This window comes from Clostridioides sp. LIBA-2809 (genome assembly GCF_056688965.1).
Genome location: NZ_CP197004.1, coordinates 874,876 through 893,138, shown reverse-complemented (window position 1 = coordinate 893,138; position 18,263 = coordinate 874,876). Strand labels below are relative to the sequence as shown.

General features: G+C 28.3%; 15 protein-coding genes and 1 pseudogene. 2 read left to right on the top strand and 14 right to left on the bottom strand.

All coding sequences use genetic code 11. The annotated features are described in order from the left end of the window. Positions 1-145: 145 nt before the first annotated feature. The 9 genes and pseudogenes from srlD to ACTG44_RS04370 all read right to left on the bottom strand — a co-directional run bounded on the left by srlD (position 146) and on the right by ACTG44_RS04370 (position 8,765). Positions 146-919, bottom strand: coding sequence for a sorbitol-6-phosphate dehydrogenase (srlD, locus tag ACTG44_RS04410; RefSeq protein ID WP_479921375.1), 774 nt, complete (start codon positions 917-919; stop codon positions 146-148). A gap of 100 nt (positions 920-1,019) precedes the next feature. Continuing rightward, entirely contained in the window at positions 1,020-1,385 is a 366-nt protein-coding gene (locus tag ACTG44_RS04405) for a PTS glucitol/sorbitol transporter subunit IIA (RefSeq protein ID WP_021383629.1), read from the bottom strand. A gap of 40 nt (positions 1,386-1,425) precedes the next feature. Continuing rightward, positions 1,426-1,845 carry a PTS glucitol/sorbitol transporter subunit IIB gene (locus tag ACTG44_RS04400; RefSeq protein WP_407813854.1) on the bottom strand — a complete coding sequence of 140 codons (420 nt, stop codon included), beginning with the start codon at positions 1,843-1,845 and terminating at the stop codon, positions 1,426-1,428. 87 nt (positions 1,846-1,932) lie between these two features. Continuing rightward, a pseudogene (locus ACTG44_RS04395) lies at positions 1,933-2,385 on the bottom strand (PTS glucitol/sorbitol transporter subunit IIB); the annotation flags it as partial. 258 nt (positions 2,386-2,643) lie between these two features. Beyond that, the gene (srlA, locus tag ACTG44_RS04390) at positions 2,644-3,204 is read right to left on the bottom strand and encodes a PTS glucitol/sorbitol transporter subunit IIC (RefSeq protein WP_021383626.1); all 561 of its coding nucleotides are present in this window, start codon (positions 3,202-3,204) and stop codon (positions 2,644-2,646) included. Between the two features lie 28 nt (positions 3,205-3,232). Next, a complete protein-coding gene (locus tag ACTG44_RS04385) occupies positions 3,233-3,667 on the bottom strand; it encodes a transcriptional regulator GutM (RefSeq protein ID WP_021383624.1) in 435 nt (144 codons plus the stop codon). A 4-nt stretch (positions 3,668-3,671) separates the two neighbouring features. Then, entirely contained in the window at positions 3,672-5,657 is a 1,986-nt protein-coding gene (locus ACTG44_RS04380; protein ID WP_479921374.1) for a BglG family transcription antiterminator, read from the bottom strand. Positions 5,658-6,059: 402 nt separating this feature from the next. Then, the gene (locus ACTG44_RS04375) at positions 6,060-7,682 is read right to left on the bottom strand and encodes a DEAD/DEAH box helicase (RefSeq protein ID WP_021383561.1); all 1,623 of its coding nucleotides are present in this window, start codon (positions 7,680-7,682) and stop codon (positions 6,060-6,062) included. 90 nt (positions 7,683-7,772) lie between these two features. Further along, positions 7,773-8,765 (bottom strand): calcium/sodium antiporter, encoded by a 993-nt coding sequence (locus ACTG44_RS04370; protein ID WP_021383562.1) that lies wholly within the window; start codon positions 8,763-8,765, stop codon positions 7,773-7,775. Between the two features lie 359 nt (positions 8,766-9,124). On the opposite strand from ACTG44_RS04370, the gene pflB reads away from it, so the two are divergent. Together pflB and pflA are read left to right on the top strand one after the other, a co-directional pair. Next, positions 9,125-11,356, top strand: a complete 2,232-nt coding sequence (gene pflB, locus ACTG44_RS04365; protein WP_021383554.1) for a formate C-acetyltransferase — start codon at positions 9,125-9,127, stop codon at positions 11,354-11,356. 159 nt (positions 11,357-11,515) lie between these two features. After that, complete coding sequence (gene pflA, locus ACTG44_RS04360; RefSeq protein WP_479921373.1) at positions 11,516-12,250, top strand: pyruvate formate-lyase-activating protein; 735 nt, start codon at positions 11,516-11,518, stop codon at positions 12,248-12,250. A gap of 108 nt (positions 12,251-12,358) precedes the next feature. Here the strand turns inward: pflA and ACTG44_RS04355 are convergent, their stop codons facing one another. From ACTG44_RS04355 to thiI, 5 genes are all read right to left on the bottom strand, one after another. After that, the gene (locus ACTG44_RS04355; protein WP_479921372.1) at positions 12,359-14,029 is read right to left on the bottom strand and encodes a bifunctional diguanylate cyclase/phosphodiesterase; all 1,671 of its coding nucleotides are present in this window, start codon (positions 14,027-14,029) and stop codon (positions 12,359-12,361) included. A gap of 929 nt (positions 14,030-14,958) precedes the next feature. Beyond that, positions 14,959-15,597, bottom strand: coding sequence for a nitroreductase (locus tag ACTG44_RS04350; RefSeq protein WP_021383564.1), 639 nt, complete (start codon positions 15,595-15,597; stop codon positions 14,959-14,961). Between the two features lie 244 nt (positions 15,598-15,841). Continuing rightward, positions 15,842-16,624 (bottom strand): prepilin-type N-terminal cleavage/methylation domain-containing protein, encoded by a 783-nt coding sequence (locus tag ACTG44_RS04345; protein ID WP_021383608.1) that lies wholly within the window; start codon positions 16,622-16,624, stop codon positions 15,842-15,844. A gap of 46 nt (positions 16,625-16,670) precedes the next feature. Further along, entirely contained in the window at positions 16,671-17,045 is a 375-nt protein-coding gene (crcB, locus tag ACTG44_RS04340; protein WP_479918228.1) for a fluoride efflux transporter CrcB, read from the bottom strand. A 37-nt stretch (positions 17,046-17,082) separates the two neighbouring features. Next, positions 17,083-18,255 (bottom strand): tRNA uracil 4-sulfurtransferase ThiI, encoded by a 1,173-nt coding sequence (gene thiI / locus ACTG44_RS04335; protein WP_479921371.1) that lies wholly within the window; start codon positions 18,253-18,255, stop codon positions 17,083-17,085. Positions 18,256-18,263 lie beyond the last annotated feature (8 nt).

Genomic DNA, 18,263 nt, shown 5'->3' with positions numbered 1-18,263 from the left:
TTCATAAATATAATATTATTGTAAAATTCTCTTTTAAAAACTTACTAGCTTATAATTTTGATTGCATACTATAGTTGTTAAATATAAAAATAACCTCTCAATTAATATATCTTTGATATACATAAATTGAAAGGTTATAAAAATTTTACATAACTTGTCCACCAGTAACATTTATAGATTGACCTGTACAGTATTCAGCTTCCTTAGAAGCATAAAATGTAAGCATATTTGCAACATCTATAAATCTACAACCTCTTTTTAGAGGTACTTTATCTATATAAACTTGCTTAACTTCTGATTCAGGTATCCCCAATTTTACTGCATATTGAGGAATTAAACTTTCAAACATATCAGAATCAAGGAGATTTCCAAGCATCAATGCATTTACAGTTATCTTATGTTCTGCCAAATCTAATGCTAAACTTTGAGTAAGACCTACTCCAGCAAATTTACCTGCTGAATATCCTGAATTATGCTTACTACCTACTCTACCTGATTTTGAATTTATCTGTATTATTCTACCTTCAATACCTTTTGATATCATGACCTTAGATACTTCCCTTGCAAATAGAAAATATCCATTTAAATTTACATCTACAATAAATTTAAAATCTCTATATCCAAAGTCGGTTATTTTTTTACTTACAGCTACTCCTGCATTGTATACCAACAAATCAATCCTATCAAAATCATTTTCAATCTTTTTAACAGTACTTATAACCTGTTCTTCATCAGTAGCATTACAGCCATATCCTATGGATTTACAATCAAATTCTTTTTCTATTTCTTCAGCTACTTTTTTTGCATTATCTTCATTTAAATCTGCAATAGCAACATCATAACCTACTTTAGCTAGATGTTTAGATAAAAATTCTCCTAAACTTCTTCCGCCTCCAACTACTAAAGCTACTTTTCTCATTTTAATTTCCCCTTTTATATCACATTAAAAGTTAACCCGATTAGCTAAATTGACTTTTATCTATAATTTACTTATAATATGATTAGATTAGTTTTAAATTTTATTTTCTAATTATTTTTAGTATAGTACCTACGCCAATAGGTGCTATTTCTTTTTCTTCAAGATATAAGGTCCCTCCAATTGCTCCTTCTTTCTCACCTGTAAACTTAAATGTTATATGACCTAATTCTGAAAGATTTTGATTTACTAACTCACCAACAGAAGTAATTTTATAATCAACATTATTTATTGATAACACATCATTCGTAAGTATTTCTTTTACTAAATTATTTTCAGAATGTATATAACAGTAATTTTCTAATTCTTGAGGAGCATTATCCTTGAAAGTTACAAACATATTATGTTCTAAAAATTCATTTGCATTGTCTCCTATTTTATTTATTCGGGTACTGTATATTAATTCCATATCAACTGAACCTCTCTCTAATTATTTATAAAGTATTCTTTTATTTATATAATCCAAAGCTTGCTAACCATGCCAGTAGAACAGTTGGCGCACCTGTTAAAAATCTAGAATATAAAACTGATGGAACTCCTACTTGAACTGTATCAGGTTCAGCTTCTGCAAGACCAAGCCCTACTGGTATAAAGTCACATGCTGCCTGCGAATTTATTGCAAACAATGCTGGTAATGCTAAACTTGGTGGAATATTTCCCTTTCCTATTTCTGTCCCAACCAATACCCCTACTATTTGAGCTATAACGGCTCCTGGTCCAAGAAATGGTGATAGCAACGGAAATGAACATATTATTGATAAAACAACTAGCCCTCCAACATTTCCTATTAGTGGAGTAAGCAAGTTAGCCACCCAATTTCCTACGCCTGATTGATTTATTATACCTATTAGTACGGCAACGAAAGCCATAAAAGGCAATATAGTATGTATTAATGTATCTATAGTATCTCTACCAGCTTGAAAAAGAGTGCTTGTCACATTACCTAGTGCTATACCTATTTTTGCGACAATTCCTTGACTCTGTTCACTTATCTTCTTTTTAGTATCATAAGCCATATTTTTTCCCTCCTACATCCACGATTATACTTGCTCTACATTGTTTGGTTTTACCCCTGAAACATATATATCTTCTTTTATAAACATTGCTAATGGTCCACTTTTACCTGTTTTCATTATGTTTATAGTTGGTATTTTCTTTTGAGGATATATACCACATCTCAATGTACCACCACAATTTATTATTACACATGCTATTTCATCATCTTTGACACCTTGTGAAAATCCATCTATTAATTCACACCCTGTAAGTTCAGCTATTCTTACGGCAGTTTCTGGTTTTGCTCCTCCAGTTACATACACTACCTTATTTTTCTTTTCTGTTGGCTCTATTATCAATGGTCCACCCCATCCTCCAGAACCTTTTACTATTTTAACTTTATTAAATGACATACAAATTCTCCTCCTATATACACTATTTTTGTATTTAATTTATTCTCTTCATCTAAATTGTATCTATTTCTTTTTTAATGCCCTTATTTTAAATTCTTTAATACTATTATTTATTTTCTTCCACCTGATAATAAATTTCTTATATTTTATATGTAATTTTCTTATCTTAATTAGTTCAGTTACTACTCAAAATAGTTTGCTTGTTATATATGATAATTTACTTACCACTTAGAATAATTTAATTATTCCTTAAAATAATTATCCAATATTTATATCTGAATTTAATGATATTCCTTGTTGCTTCTCTACAAATTTTGTTGTATAGTCAGTAACCACACCTTTAATAAAGTTTGCAATTATACCAACCAACAAATATCTAACTGCTAAATCTGCTGTTGAAAATCCTAAAGTTGTTATACCATTTGCAATTCCTAGATATATAAATAGCTCCCCTGGATTAATGTGTGGGAATAATCCATTCATTGTATGGCATGAAAAACTCGCTGCTGCAAAATAACTAGGTTTAAACTTCTCTGGTAAAAATCTTCCAAGTGATAATGTCATTGGATTTGCAAATACAAATGTACCAAGTACTGGTAATATTAAATATCTAGTAAATATATTTGCAGAACATTTTTTTGCAAGCTTCTCGACTCTATCTGTACCTATAAAGTTGATAATTGCATTCATTGTAACCAATAAAGCTACTAAAAGTGGAACTATATCTGTTACAAATCCTACAAATTGTTGACCACCTGCCCTAAATAAATTCATAAAACTGTCTGCACCACTTGCTAATACTTGAAAAAATTGTGTCATATTAACTCCTCCTTATAAATATATATTTTTAAACTACTTCCATCTTACATTCTTCATCAGTACTAATATTATTTGTGTTCTCACATCTATTTTTCTCAAATGTTGTGTACTGTTTGACTGCATCTAGTATTGCCTTTTTAAGTAGTTTATTATAATCAACTAAATCTGATTCCTTTAGGTCTCCTAAGTCTTTTCCTAAAAGTCCTTCAAATACTTTTACTCTTGCTAATACTGTAACACCTTGCATTTTTCTAGTTTCAACAATCACACCATCCTCATCTATGAGTATTAGTACAATTGTACCTGATGATATTCTTCCTTTTTTTCTTCCTATTGCAACTCTACCTCTTCTTTTTAGTTCAATATAATTTTTATTAAAATCTTTAAGCTGTAAGTATCCAAGAAAAATGTTTAATAAATAAACTGCAATAAGTGATACTATAATAAAAATTACTGGGTCCATATTATTACCTCCTCTTAGTAATTATTTTATAAAATTCATCAAATGATTTTACTTTAGCAAGAGCTTCTACCATTTTCTTGTCTCTCCCTATTTCAAGTACCTCTTCATAACTTTTTATTATCAAATCTGTACTTTCTACATTCCTATCTGGAATTATCATTAATATTATTATTCTAATTTCCTTTGTATCCCAAACTACTGGCTTTTCTAATATACCAAATGCCAGATAAAGATTTTCTCCATTAGAACTAACTGAATGAGGTAATGCTATGTAATTATCTAATGCTGTAGAAGACTTCTTTTCTCTTTTTAATACATTTTCCTTAAACTCCAAATCAATAATTCCTTTATGTACTAGCTTTACTAACATCTCTTCTAAATTTTCCATAAATGTGTCCTTATTCAGTATAAAAAACTTATCTTCTTCAACTAACTTACCTATAAAAGGAATGTTCTTTTCAATATGCTTTATAGATTTAAGATTTATACTATTTTTCAAGAGTATGGCATTCTCTATTTCTTTTTTTATACTTTCTTCATTAAATAAGGCATTTACTCTGAAAATTGGAACATTTAAGTCCGTCTTAAAATCTACTGTTGTAAATACTAGGTCATAGTACTTTAATAACTCCAGATTGGATTTAGCTTCTATGTCAGAAAAGGTATTTACTTCAACACTTTCTCCAAGAATTTTTCCTATTTTTATCCTAATAAGTTGTGCAGTTCCAAGACCTGTACCACAAACAACAGCTACTCTGTTTACATTCAAAATTTTCCTTGAATTTTTTTCAAAATAACTTCCAAAGTGTAATGCTATGTATCCTATTTCATGGTCACATATCTTTAAATCAAACTTTTCTTCAATTATCATTGCAGCTATTTTTGCAACACTATATGGAAATGTATATCTTTCCTTTATTTCCTGCAGTAATGGATTTTTTACTCGTATGTTAAATCTCATTCTATTAAGTGCAAAATACAAATGATATTCCAAATTTTCTATGAGCTTCTTATCTTCTTTAAAATCAATTCCAGATGTCTCCAATAGAAAACTAGTTACTTCATCTACAACTTCTTTTACACTATCATTTATCTTTATGCTGCTAAGTGCTAACTTTGTACTAGGAGCTTTTCTGCCTATTAATGGCATTGTTAAAAATATGGTTTCTTTTTCATTTAAAACTATATTAAATATATTTTCCAACAAAGATTTAAGTTTTAATCCTAAAATATATTCATCTGAACATCTTATGACTTCAAACCTCTTATCTATCTTTTCAAATTTATATCCATTTAGATTTCTTAATACAGATATTATTATGTATCTTTCAACATCCTTTAAGACCTGCTCTGTTATGTAGAGTTCTTCTTGATTAAATAAATTTTTTAATCCATCTCTAAGACATTCAATATCACTATCTTTAATAACACTTATGTAATTAACGTTTTCCAGTATATCAATATAATTTTCATATAACCTATCAAGGACTAGCAACCTTATATCCATTTCTTCGCCAACTAAAATCATTCCTATATTGGGTTTTCTTTTTAGCTCCAAATCGTACTCAGCTAAAATCTTATCTGCCTTTTTTAAATCCTTTATTAATGTTGTTCTCCCTATACATATCTCTTCAGCCAAGTCATCTATAGTAATTGGATTGTTAGTCATAGTTAAAATATCAAGAACATAATTTATTCTTTCTTCAGGTGAATTTAAATTTATAAAATTTGATGCCTTTCCTCTATTGAAATTTACAATCTCAATTAATTTACTTTCATCTTCAATTCTTATACTATATGTACCTTTTTCATTTTTAACTATTTTAGCAATGCCATCTTTTAGTTCTCGATTAATCTGGTTTATATAATTTCTGATAGTCCTAGTACTAACACCTATAACATTTGAAAACTGTTCTAGAGTATTTGTATCTTCTTCCAACACCATTTCCAAAATCAAAAAAACCCTAGGGTCCATATAAGTCATTGACATCTTTTTCTCCCCTTTGTTATCTTACATTTTTTATTATAATCTAAACCATATAGATAATTAATATTCTCTTTTTCAAATAAGATTTGAAAAAGAGGAACTAATATACATTTTTTCACAACACTCTGGAAAAGTGTATATTAACATGTTAAATCTCATTCTCAAATGAAAATCATATATCAATTTTTATTTTCTTATAGATTTTATTTTTTTCTTATATCTATTAAGTTAAGTCATAAATTAATTTTAAAATGTTCCTCACAATAATATTATATAAAACAATAAAAGCCTTATGTTGTTAACTATCACAGATTCCACACATCTGTTTTGAAAACACATTAGGCTTTTTAAATATTCAATATATTCTTTTATATATTTTCTAATTATATTTTTACATGCTATAAATTATTTTTTCTTTTTATTTGCTTTTTCTATATTAATCTTATTACCTTTTATCTTAATATCTTTCATCTTTTCAATTACTGTCTTAGCATCTTTTTTAGGTATTTCAACAAAAGTATACTTATCATATATATCTATAGTTCCTACTACTTTACCTGGTATTCCAACTTCTCCAGCTATAGCACCAACTATATCCTTAGCTTGTACTCTTTGATTTCTACCAATATTGATAAATAATCTAATCATACCATCTTTAGCTCCAGTACCACCTTTTCTATCTCCGCGTTCTCCACGCTCTCTTCTAGGTTTTTCTTCTATTATTTCTTCCTTCATTTCTTCACCTAGAGATAACTTAACAAGTGCAGCAGCTATATCAACCATTGCATAGTCTTCATCATTACAGAAGCTTTCTAACCATTGTAGCTGTTTAGTTAAATGTCCTTCTTCGATAGTTTGTTTAACTTGTGCAAAGAAAGTACCTACTTTTTTCTCTTCAACATCAGTTATTGTTGGTATGTTATGTTTTATCAATTTAGATTTAGTATATCTTTCTATATCTTTCATCTTTCTCATTTCTTTTCCAAATACAAAAGTAAATGACATACCTTCTCTACCAGCACGACCAGTTCTACCAATTCTATGAACATAGTACTCTTCATCTTGTGGTAAATCATAATTGAATACACATTCAACATCATCAACATCTATACCTCTAGCTGCAACATCAGTAGCAACAAGTATATCTATTGTACCATTTCTAAACTTATCCATTACTATATCTCTTTGAGTCTGCTTCAAATCTCCATGTAATGCATCTGCAAAATATCCTCTTGCTTGTAAATCTCCTACTAATTCATCTGCTTTTCTCTTAGTGTTACAGAAAACAACAGATAATTTAGGGTCATATACATCAACTAATCTACATAATACTTCTAATTTATTTGATGACCTAGTTTCTATATAGTATTGTTTTGTATTTGAAACTGTAAGTTCTTTTCTAACAACTTTTATGTGTTCTGGGTCTTTTTGATATCTCTTAGTTAATTCCAAAATTCCTCTTGGCATAGTAGCTGAAAAGAAAGTTGTTTGTCTTTCTTCTGGAATCTTACTTAAAATCATTTCTATATCTTCTCTAAATCCCATATCTAGCATTTCATCTGCTTCATCTAATATAATCATTTTTACATTATCCATCTTTAATGTTTTACGATTGATATGGTCTATTGTACGTCCTGGTGTACCTATTACAACTTGTACTCCACTCTTTAGAGATTTTATTTGTCTATCTATTGGTTGTCCACCATATATAGGTAATGTCTTTATTCCGTGCGAATATTTAGCTAGTTTTCTTATTTCTGTCGATACTTGTATTGCAAGCTCTCTTGTTGGACAAAGTACTACAGCTTGTAAACTTCTATTATTTGGGTCTATTGTTTCTAGTATAGGTATACTAAAAGCTGCTGTTTTCCCCGTACCAGTTTGTGCTTGTCCTATAACGTCTTTACCTGACAAAATCGCAGGTATAGACTGTGCTTGTATAGGAGATGGCTCTTCAAACCCCATTTCAGCTATAGCTTTTTTTATTCCTTCACTTATTGGTAAATCTTCAAACTTTGTTATATTCATATATTATTCCTCTCCGTTATCAATTAATCTTAACCTATCCATTATATACTTTTTTAGGATATTCTGCAATTAATATTTTTAACAGTATTATTAAATAATATACATGAAATACAAAATTGATATGTATAGAAAATATGTAAATAACATCAATATCCCTTGTATTCTACTAAGTCTGTTTGATTTAAGCGTTGGTACTATTACTATTAATAATAACAATATCATAAATGGTATATCCAACTGCCTATTTTGAGATAATATTGGTATGTTATTTGGTATTGCTGATACAGCTATTACTGATACTATGTTCAATATGTTTGCACCTAAAATATTTCCTACTGATATTTCATGATGATTTTTTCTTATAGCAGTAATTGATGAAACTATCTCTGGCAGAGAAGTTCCAAGTGCTATTATAGTTAAACTTACTATACCTTGAGGTATATTTAAAAAACTAGCTATTCTTACTCCACTCTCTATAAGTATTTGTGAACCAATTATCATCATTATCAAACCAGTAGCAAAAACTAATAGTATTTTTACAATTTCTGCTACAGAAAAACCTCTAAAATTCTTACTCTTTTTAGCAGGTATATCTTTAATAGTATTATTTTTAATATTTCTATTTTTAGTAGATTTTCCAACTACACTTCTATAATTATTAACCATATAAAAGATTAATATTATTATAAGTAATAACGAATCACCTCTTGTTATAACTCCATCTAACCCCAATAAAATTAAAACTATTACAGATACTATTAATAGTAAAGACTTAGAAAAAAACATTTTTTTATCTACATTATATGGACTTATAAAAACAACCAATCCTAATGCTAATCCTGTATTACATATTATAGAACCAACTGCATTTCCTAAACTCATTGTAGTATGGCCATCAATAGAAGCAAGTAAAGATACTGTAAACTCAGGTAATGTTGTTGCAAAACTAACGATAGTTGCTCCAAGTATAATTTCTGATATGTTCGTTTTTCTACCTATCTCTACAGTACAATTTATAAAGATATCTGCGCCTTTAGTAATTAATAGGAAACCTACTAAAAATAATATCACTGTGATAAACAATATATCACCTCCCCCTATTAAATAAATATTCAAATTGTGAAGATGTATGCTTTTCTTTTTTTCATAATAAAATTTATTTATTTCGAATTTGGAATTGGAAAAATATATTATTGTTAATTAGTCATTTATCTGTTTCATTTTATTTATATATGGGTATAATTTCATCACATTAATAACATATAATTTGTTTTATACTTTAAAACGACAATTTTTTATTTTTTGTGTATACAGGATACGTATAATATGTTATTATTATATTAGAAAATATATTTTTTAAAAAATATATAAAATAAATTAAGTATATAAAAATTAATTTTAATAGTATTATTTATCATTTAAATCTAAGGAGGAAATACTTAATGAATGCATGGCAAGGATTTAAAACAGGAAGATGGACTAAAGAAGTAAATGTTAGAGAGTTTATACAATTAAACTATTCTCCATATGAAGGAAATGACTCTTTCTTAGCTGGCGCTACTGAAAACACTAAAAAGCTATGGGATAAAGCAATGGTTTTATTTAAAAAAGAAAGAGAAAATGGTGGTACTTTAGATGTTGATACAAAAACTGTTTCTGGAATAGCAGCATATGCTCCAGGATATTTAGATAAAGGATTAGAAACAATAGTTGGGTTACAAACGGATGCCCCTTTAAAAAGAGCTGTTATGCCATATGGTGGTATAAAAATGGTTGAGAATTCATGCGATGCTTTTGGATATGAATTAGACCCAGAAATAAAAGATATATTCACTAAATACAGAAAAACACACAATCAAGGAGTTTTTGATGTTTACACTCCAGAAATGAGAGCTGCTAGAAAATCTGGTATAATAACAGGTCTTCCAGATGCTTATGGTAGAGGTAGAATAATTGGTGACTATAGAAGAGTTGCTTTATACGGTATTGATGCCTTAATAGAAGATAAAAATAAGCAAAAGGAATCATTAGAAGTTTCTTGCATGGATGAGGAAGTTATCAGACTAAGAGAGGAAATAACTGAGCAAATATCAGCTTTAAATGAACTTAAAAAGATGGCTCAGTCTTATGGATTTGATATATCAAAACCAGCGACTAACTCAAAAGAAGCTGTACAATGGTTATACTTTGGTTATTTAGGTGCTGTTAAAGACCAAAATGGTGCTGCAATGTCTTTAGGTAGAACATCTACTTTCTTAGATATATATTTTGAAAGAGACTTAAAAGCTGGAATAGTAACAGAAGAAGAATTACAAGAATATATGGACCATTTTGTTATGAAATTAAGAATGGTTAAATTCCTAAGAACTCCTGATTACAATAATCTATTCTCTGGAGACCCAACTTGGGTAACTGAGTGTATAGGAGGTATGGGAATAGATGGTAGAACATTAGTTACTAAAAACTCATTTAGAATGTTAAATACTCTATATACATTAGGACCATCTCCAGAACCAAACTTAACAGTATTATGGTCAACTAAGTTGCCTCAAGGATTCAAAGATTTCTGTTCTAAAGTATCTATAGATACAAGTTCAGTACAGTATGAAAATGATGACTTAATGAGAGCATACTGGGGAGATGACTATGGTATAGCTTGTTGTGTATCTGCAATGAAAATTGGTAAACAAATGCAGTTCTTTGGAGCTAGAGTTAACTTAGCAAAAACTTTATTATATGCTATAAATGGTGGTATAGATGAGAAATCTGGTGCTCAAGTTGGACCAAGATTTGAGCCTATAACTTCTGAGTACTTAGATTATGATGAAGTTATAAGTAAATTTGAACCATTCACTGATTGGTTAGCAACATTATATGTAAATACTTTAAATGTAATACACTACATGCATGATAAATATTCTTATGAAGCATTAGAAATGGCATTACATGATAGAGATATATTTAGAACTATGGCTTGTGGTATGGCTGGATTATCAGTTTGTGCAGACTCATTATCTGCTATAAAACATGCTAAAGTTAAAACTATTAGAAATGAGCAAGGAATAGCTGTTGATTTTGAAATAGAAGGAGATTATCCAAAATACGGAAACAATGATGACAGAGTTGATAGTATAGCTGTAGAGTTAGTTGAAAGCTTTATGAACAAAATAAGAAAAAATAAAACTTATAGAAATTCTTATCCAACTCAATCTATACTTACAATAACTTCAAATGTTGTTTATGGTAAGAAAACTGGTAATACACCAGATGGTAGAAGAGCTGGTGCTCCATTTGCTCCTGGTGCTAACCCAATGCATGGTAGAGATACTAATGGTGCCTTAGCTTCATTATCTTCAGTTGCTAAATTACCATATGAGCATGCTCAAGATGGTATATCTAATACTTTCTCTATAGTACCAGCTGCTTTAGGAAAAGATATGAATGAAAGAATAAATAATCTTTCTGCAATGATGGATGGATATTTCTCTCAAAATGCTCATCACTTAAATGTAAATGTATTTGATAGAGCTACTTTAGAAGATGCTATGGAACATCCAGAAGAATATCCACAGTTAACTATAAGAGTATCTGGATATGCTGTTAACTTCATAAAATTAACAAAAGAGCAACAATTAGATGTTATAAACAGAACATTCCACGGTAAAATGGCTTAGTCTTTAAATTTTTATACTTTAACTAAGATTACTACTGTGTAGAAAATAAAAATAAAAGGCCGTCTTATATTTGAATTATTTCTGGTATAGGATGGCCTTTTTTAGACAAATATTATAACTATTAATAAAGTCATTAAAATATATTGTGAGGTGAACGCTATGATTAAGGGAAAGATACACTCTATAGAAACGTTTGGTACTGTAGATGGACCAGGAATAAGATATATATTATTTTTTCAGGGATGTCCACTTAGATGCAAGTACTGCCATAACAGAGATACATGGGACACTAAATCAGGCAAAGAATATACAGTTGATGAGATAATAACTGATGCTCTTAAATATACTTCTTTTATGAAGTTTTCTGGTGGAGGTATAACTGCTTCTGGTGGAGAATCTACTCTTCAGCCAGAATTTTTAAGTGAATTATTTAAAAAAGCCAAAGAAAATGATATACACACTTGTTTGGATACATCTGGATTTGTAGATATAAAAACTATAGACCCAATTTTAGATAATACTGATTTAGTTTTACTTGATTTAAAACATATGGTTGAAGAAAAATCTATTGATTTGACTGGTGTTGGTATGGATAAAGCTTTAAAACTTGCTAGACACTTAGACTCAAGAAATATCCCTGTGTGGATAAGACAGGTTTTAGTTCCTGGTATTACTGACGATACAGATAATCTAGAAAAACTAGGTCAGTTTGTATCTACATTAAAAAATGTAGAAAGATTTGAATTACTACCATACCATTCTATGGGGATACACAAATGGGAGAATTTAGGCATTGATTATGAACTAAAAGATGTTCCTGATGCTACTAAGGAAGATATAAAAAAAGCAAGTGAGACAATCTCTAAATTTGGAGTAAAAGTATATAATAGTTAATATATATTAATATCTATAGATAACACAATAAAATAGGGTAAAGTATAAGTTTCTTAAGAATTTATACCTTACCCTATTTTAATATATTATTATATTGTTTTCTGTATACTACTTTAATAATTGAAGTCTATAAAATTCAGATGCACTTACAGGTCTTCCAAATAAAAATCCTTGAATAATATCTACACCTAGACCCTTTACTATATCATACTCTTCATAAGACTCTATACCCTCAACACAAACTTTTAAGTTGATTATATGAGCCAATTTAATAATATATTCAAGGAAAGTATGTTCATAACTATTATATGTAATATTCTTAACAAAACTTCTTTCAATCTTTATTATATTAACAGACAGTTCTTTAAGGTAATTTAAAGATGAATACCCAGTACCAAAATCATCAATTGCAATATGTACTCCTATGCTCTTTAAACTAATAAACTTATCATTTAGTAAATTTATATCTGGTATCCAACAATTCTCTGTTAACTCCAGAATTAAAAATTCAGGTCTTAATTGATACTCTATTAGACATTCAACTATAAAATCTCTAAAAAAATCTTCTTTTAATTGAATGTATGATACATTTACAGATATCTTGAAATCTGGATTTATTTTATGCCATTCTTTACACTGTTTTACAGCTTCTTTTATAATCCACTTCCCCACTGGTATAATCAAATTGCTTTGTTCCAAGATTGGTATAAATTCAATAGGAGATACTTCTCCATAAGTACTTGAATGCCATCTTAAAAGTGCCTCTGCTCCTATTACTTCTTTTGTAGCTGCATCTATTTGTGGCTGAAAAAATAGTTCAAGGTCATTAAAGTTATTTTCAATACATTCTCTTAGCTTATGTTGCATTGAAATTACTTTTAGTTTATTTTCATATAGTTCTGGTGAAAAAAACTTAATTCTGTTTTTACCATTTATTTTTGCTATATCTAGTGCGATATCAGCATGTTTAAATAAATCCAAATAATTATCTCCATCTTCTGGATACATAGCAACTCCCGCAGTTACTGTGCAATAATACTTATTTGATTCAATCTCATGTTGAGTATTCGTATACATCTGTATCTTTTCATATATTTTGTTTATAGTTTCTTTAGTACACGTAGGATAAAAAAATGCAAATTCATCTCCATCTAATCTATACAATCGAACATCTTTTGGTAGATATTCTAACACTTCAGTAGCAATTGCACGCAAGACCTTGTCACCATAAGAGTGTCCATATTTTTCATTTATATTTTTGAAATTATCTATATCCATAATAAATATAGCTCCACTTTCATAGGTCTTATCTTTTATGATATAATTCATCCAGTACTCAAACTGTTCTCTATTCCATGTCCCAGTGATAGAATCAAACTTATTTTTTTCACCAATATTCTTTATTCTTCCAACCAAAACTATAGTTTTTTTATCTTCTGATATGTAAGCCTTCCCTCTACAAGAAATCCATACTACTTCTTCATATTTATTAATTAATCTATATTCTAAATTATGTTCATCTTTTTTTCTATCTACTAAAGCTTGTATATCATCTTTCCACATTTGAACATCGTCTGGATAAACAATTTTACTCCAACAATTTACTACATCAGAATCTATATCTCTACTTAAGTTAAATTCATCAAAAACTGCTGAAGAAATTTTAAATTTATTTCTATTTATATCCCAAAAAAATATATAGTCTTCTGTACTTTGAGACAAAAGTTCAAAGAAAATTTCTATATGATTTAAATTTAAATAGTTCGATTCTTCACTCATCTTCTCCCCCTATAATATAAGTAATATAGTAATATTATAACCCTACTTATAATAAAAATAATTTTAAAGTAGGGTTATAGTTTACAGTTGGTGTAATTTATCAATAAAATATTATTATCTAAATTATTCTATTTTTCTATTTCTTTTATCTCATTGTTTCTATAGTAAATACATTCATAAGCTATCATAATAGTATTAACTTATATCAAAATATTTTTCTAAATAAGTCTAGTAAGAATATTATTTAAATCACATTTATAGGTTCTAAGATACTTACTATTAATTATTATTTATTCTTACTGATTTAATAAAAAATAGCTTAGAATATGACTATAAAATATACTTAAAGCATCAATATTTTTTAATTAAAATCATATTTTTATTATAATTACCATTATTTTTTACTTCCAATAGTTTCCATTTGTTATAAAAGGGTTTTTATTGAAAAAACTAGCAGTTTTTTTCTATTTTATACAGAATTTTTCAAAGAAAATGTTCTTAATTAACAATCAAATTTGTAAATATTTTATTGTTTTTAAGTTTAATTTCATTTTTTTGATTTATACTTATTTATTAGAAATGAAAAATTTTTTAGATTGGTTTGTAGATATAATATTTTTTGTTTTTTCGAAGCATAAAAAAAACCCTTTTATAACTAAGGGTTACTTTCATCTTATTTTAACATTCTTTTTTCTTCATTTCAATATTTTGCTATTTATTTCCAAAATATTATAAATCGTTTATTTACATTTTTCGTCTTTATAATTTTTATTTTATATGCTTAAACTAATAAATTTACATTACCATTTCTTCATTTATAAATATAAAATAATAAAAAATAAGACTAAAAATAATTTTTTTTATTTTCAGCCTTATGTTATCTTTTTTAATCATATAAATTTATATAGCTATTTAATTAATCAAATAGTCTAAACTCTAGAAACTTTATAAATTACATCTCTAGCCTTTGGTAGATTTCCATTTGGAACACCTACAGCAATAGCAAATGGTACAGAATATCCTTCTGGTATATCTAGTAATTCTCTATATTTTTTATTTGTATCAAACTTCATCTTTATTGAGTCTGATTCTTTTACATCATTGTCATCCAATACACTAACAAGACCTACAATATCCCCTTGTTCAACAGGTGTAAATAGTCCCCTAACCATTCCTATTATACAGCTTCCTAGTCCTAATGCTTGTGCAGCTGTTGTTATATTCCCTGTAAGTATTCCTACATCATATGGAGCCCATGAATTTTCTTCATCATAAGAGATAAATAAAACTGTTGGTGCACCATAAAATAATTTAAAATTCTTATTTATCTCAACATTACTAACTTCATGAATTCTAGATAGAGTATCATCACTAATCTCTTTTAAAAGTTTCTGTTCTTGCACAACACTTATATGCCAAGGTTGCTTATTACATCCTGAAGGTGCTGCAAATGCACAATGTAACAATGTATCTAATTGTTTGTCTGTAATTTGGTCTGTTGTAAATTTTCGTATACTTCTACGGCTTTGTATCAAGTTTATTGTTTGATTATCTTGAAAATTATTCATATATCTATTCCCCTTTTTATGTATTTCTTAGTATAAATACTAAATCTTATAAAAATTCACTCTATAACTAATATTATTTATATTCTTATTATAATTATTTTTAGTTTATATGTGAAGACTTTAAAATAGTAAATTTTTAATAATCATCCTATACCAATAAAATATTTAAAATAAAAATCTGGCATTAACTAACTATAGAAAATATTATTCTATAGTCTGATTAATACCAGTAAAATATGCTATATTAATTTAAAGGAGCCCAATCAGATTTAGTATGGATTTCTTCTTTTAAAGCTTCCCATGTTTTATTTGCTACAGAAATACCACCTTTACCTTTATACCATTTAGCTTCATCATAATCATAAATTAGAGAAGCATACCAGTTACCTTTAGTTGAAGTATTTGCAAATACAACTACACTAGCTTCATTTGTGTTAGGCTTATTTGCATATGGTTGTATATACAATGGTTCTTTCCCTAAATCATACTTTTTCTTAAATTCATCTGGAATTGTAGGCCAATTACCTTTATACTTATTATCCAACAAATATTTTCTAAACTCATCATTATTTTTTGAATTTCCTGGTATTATAGAAGGATCTTCTGCAAATGATGCAATTAAATCTGTCATACTTTGATATACATCTCTAGCCATCTCAACACCATCTGGATGTTCTGTACAAGTAACATACACCTTTGCAATACTTTCATCTCCAGTTATTCCATCATAACCATCATCAAATTCTGCTGAATATGTTCCACCTGATTTACACTTTGGCTCTGTTTCAAAATATTTTCCATCTTTATTTTTTAACACATCTTTTATAATTTCATTCTTGTCTTTACTTGGTTCCTCAGCCATTGCAATAACAATTTGAGTCTTTATATTTTCTCTATTTGAAAGACATGTAACTGCCTTACTTTTTTCTATATTTCTAAATAGTGCTGGAACTGCGACTATAACTAAAATTCCTATTATAGATATAACTACCAATAATTCAATTAGTGTAAAACCCTTTTTATTCATAATAATCATTCCCATTAAATAAAATTATAGTACTTACTTTAAAATACTACATATTAACAAATTGTCTACATAGAGTTCTTCCAACAAAAACTCCTAAAATACTTAATGTTAAATTTAAGAATATATTTAATCCAAATAACATATAATTGCCACTATCAAAAAACTTTACATTCTCAAAACTAAATGTAGAAAATGTAGTAAGACCTCCCATTAGACCAGTTACTAAGAACAATTTCAAACTATCAGAAATATAATTTGTTCTTATACTCATTTCCATGATAAAACCAATTAAAACTCCACCCATGACATTGACAATTAGAGTCCCAAATGGAAACTTAGCTACTGCAAATCTTAAAGATATTAAATATCTTAATATAGCACCCAAAAATCCACCAATACCAACACATAATATATTAATCATATATAACACCTCCCCCAAGAGGCTAATCACTTATACATTAAAACTCTATGTCTTCAACCTCTATTTTATCAATCGCATCCTGTACTAATCCTTCAATGTCAAGTGCTGTTTCAGATTTTTCTATCTTTTCTAACCTAGGCTTAGTAACAGGTTTTCTAGGAGAAAATACGCTACAACAATCTTCTTCAGGAATTATAGATGTTTCAAAAGTTCCTATTTTTTTAGCTATATCAACTATATCTGATTTATCCATTGCTATAAGTGGTCTAAATACTGGTAAATCTACAACAGCATTAGTACAAGTAAGCCCTTGTATAGTTTGAGATGCAACCTGACCAATACTTTCGCCTGTAATTAAAGCATCACAATGTCTTTTTTCAGAAAGCCTCTGTGCTATTCTCATCATAAATCTTCTTGAAAGAATAGTAGCTTCTTCTTCATTACAATTCTCACCGATTGCCTTTTGTATTTCTAATATGTTAACTTTATGAAGTCTTACTCTACCACAATACTTTGCTAATATTTTGGCTAAATCCTTAACTTTTTCCTGTGACCTTTCACTTGTAAATGGATAACTATGGAAGTGTACTGCTTCTACTTCCATACCTCTTTTTGCAACCATCCATGTTGCTACTGGACTATCTATACCTCCTGATAAGAGAGACATTGCTCTACCATTCGTTCCAAGCGGTAATCCACCATATCCAGATATAGTATCACTATAGACCATGGTATGGAACTCTCTGTATTCGCATTTTATTTTAACTTCTGGATTTCTTACATCAACATCAATCTTATCTCCTACCTTTGATAATAAGTATCCACCTATATCCATACTCATTTCTTGAGAAGTCAATCTAAAAGATTTATCTCCTCTTCTTGACTCTACTTTGAAAGTTTTATATCCAGCTTCTATTTTTTCTTCTAACATTTCTAAAGCTATTTCTTTTAATGTATCATAATCTTTTTTAGCTCTTACTCCAGGACATACTCCCACTATTCCAAATACTTTTCTAACTTCTTCAATTACTTCTTCATAATCATAATCTTCTAAATCAACATATATTCTTCCATATTCTTTATATACATTAAATTTGCCAATTGGCTTTAACATATTTCTTATATTCCTTATAAGTCTATTTTCAAATATATATCTATTTTTTCCTTTTACTCCAATTTCGCCATACTTCACTATTAATATATTATACACTATTTCAC

Coding starts and splice junctions, on each gene's coding strand:
- pflA (WP_479921373.1), top strand. CDS start 11,516: ATGATTAAGGGAAAGATACACTCTATAGAAACGTTTGGTACTGTAGAT.
- srlA (WP_021383626.1), bottom strand. CDS start 3,204: ATGACACAATTTTTTCAAGTATTAGCAAGTGGTGCAGACAGTTTTATG.
- ACTG44_RS04385 (WP_021383624.1), bottom strand. CDS start 3,667: ATGGACCCAGTAATTTTTATTATAGTATCACTTATTGCAGTTTATTTA.
- srlD (WP_479921375.1), bottom strand. CDS start 919: ATGAGAAAAGTAGCTTTAGTAGTTGGAGGCGGAAGAAGTTTAGGAGAA.
- ACTG44_RS04380 (WP_479921374.1), bottom strand. CDS start 5,657: ATGTCAATGACTTATATGGACCCTAGGGTTTTTTTGATTTTGGAAATG.
- ACTG44_RS04350 (WP_021383564.1), bottom strand. CDS start 15,597: ATGAATAATTTTCAAGATAATCAAACAATAAACTTGATACAAAGCCGT.
- ACTG44_RS04405 (WP_021383629.1), bottom strand. CDS start 1,385: ATGGAATTAATATACAGTACCCGAATAAATAAAATAGGAGACAATGCA.
- pflB (WP_021383554.1), top strand. CDS start 9,125: ATGAATGCATGGCAAGGATTTAAAACAGGAAGATGGACTAAAGAAGTA.
- crcB (WP_479918228.1), bottom strand. CDS start 17,045: ATGATTAATATATTATGTGTTGGTATTGGTGGATTTTTGGGTGCTATA.
- ACTG44_RS04345 (WP_021383608.1), bottom strand. CDS start 16,624: ATGAATAAAAAGGGTTTTACACTAATTGAATTATTGGTAGTTATATCT.
- ACTG44_RS04375 (WP_021383561.1), bottom strand. CDS start 7,682: ATGAATATAACAAAGTTTGAAGATTTACCAATAAGTGAAGGAATAAAA.
- ACTG44_RS04355 (WP_479921372.1), bottom strand. CDS start 14,029: ATGAGTGAAGAATCGAACTATTTAAATTTAAATCATATAGAAATTTTC.
- ACTG44_RS04400 (WP_407813854.1), bottom strand. CDS start 1,845: ATGGCTTTCGTTGCCGTACTAATAGGTATAATAAATCAATCAGGCGTA.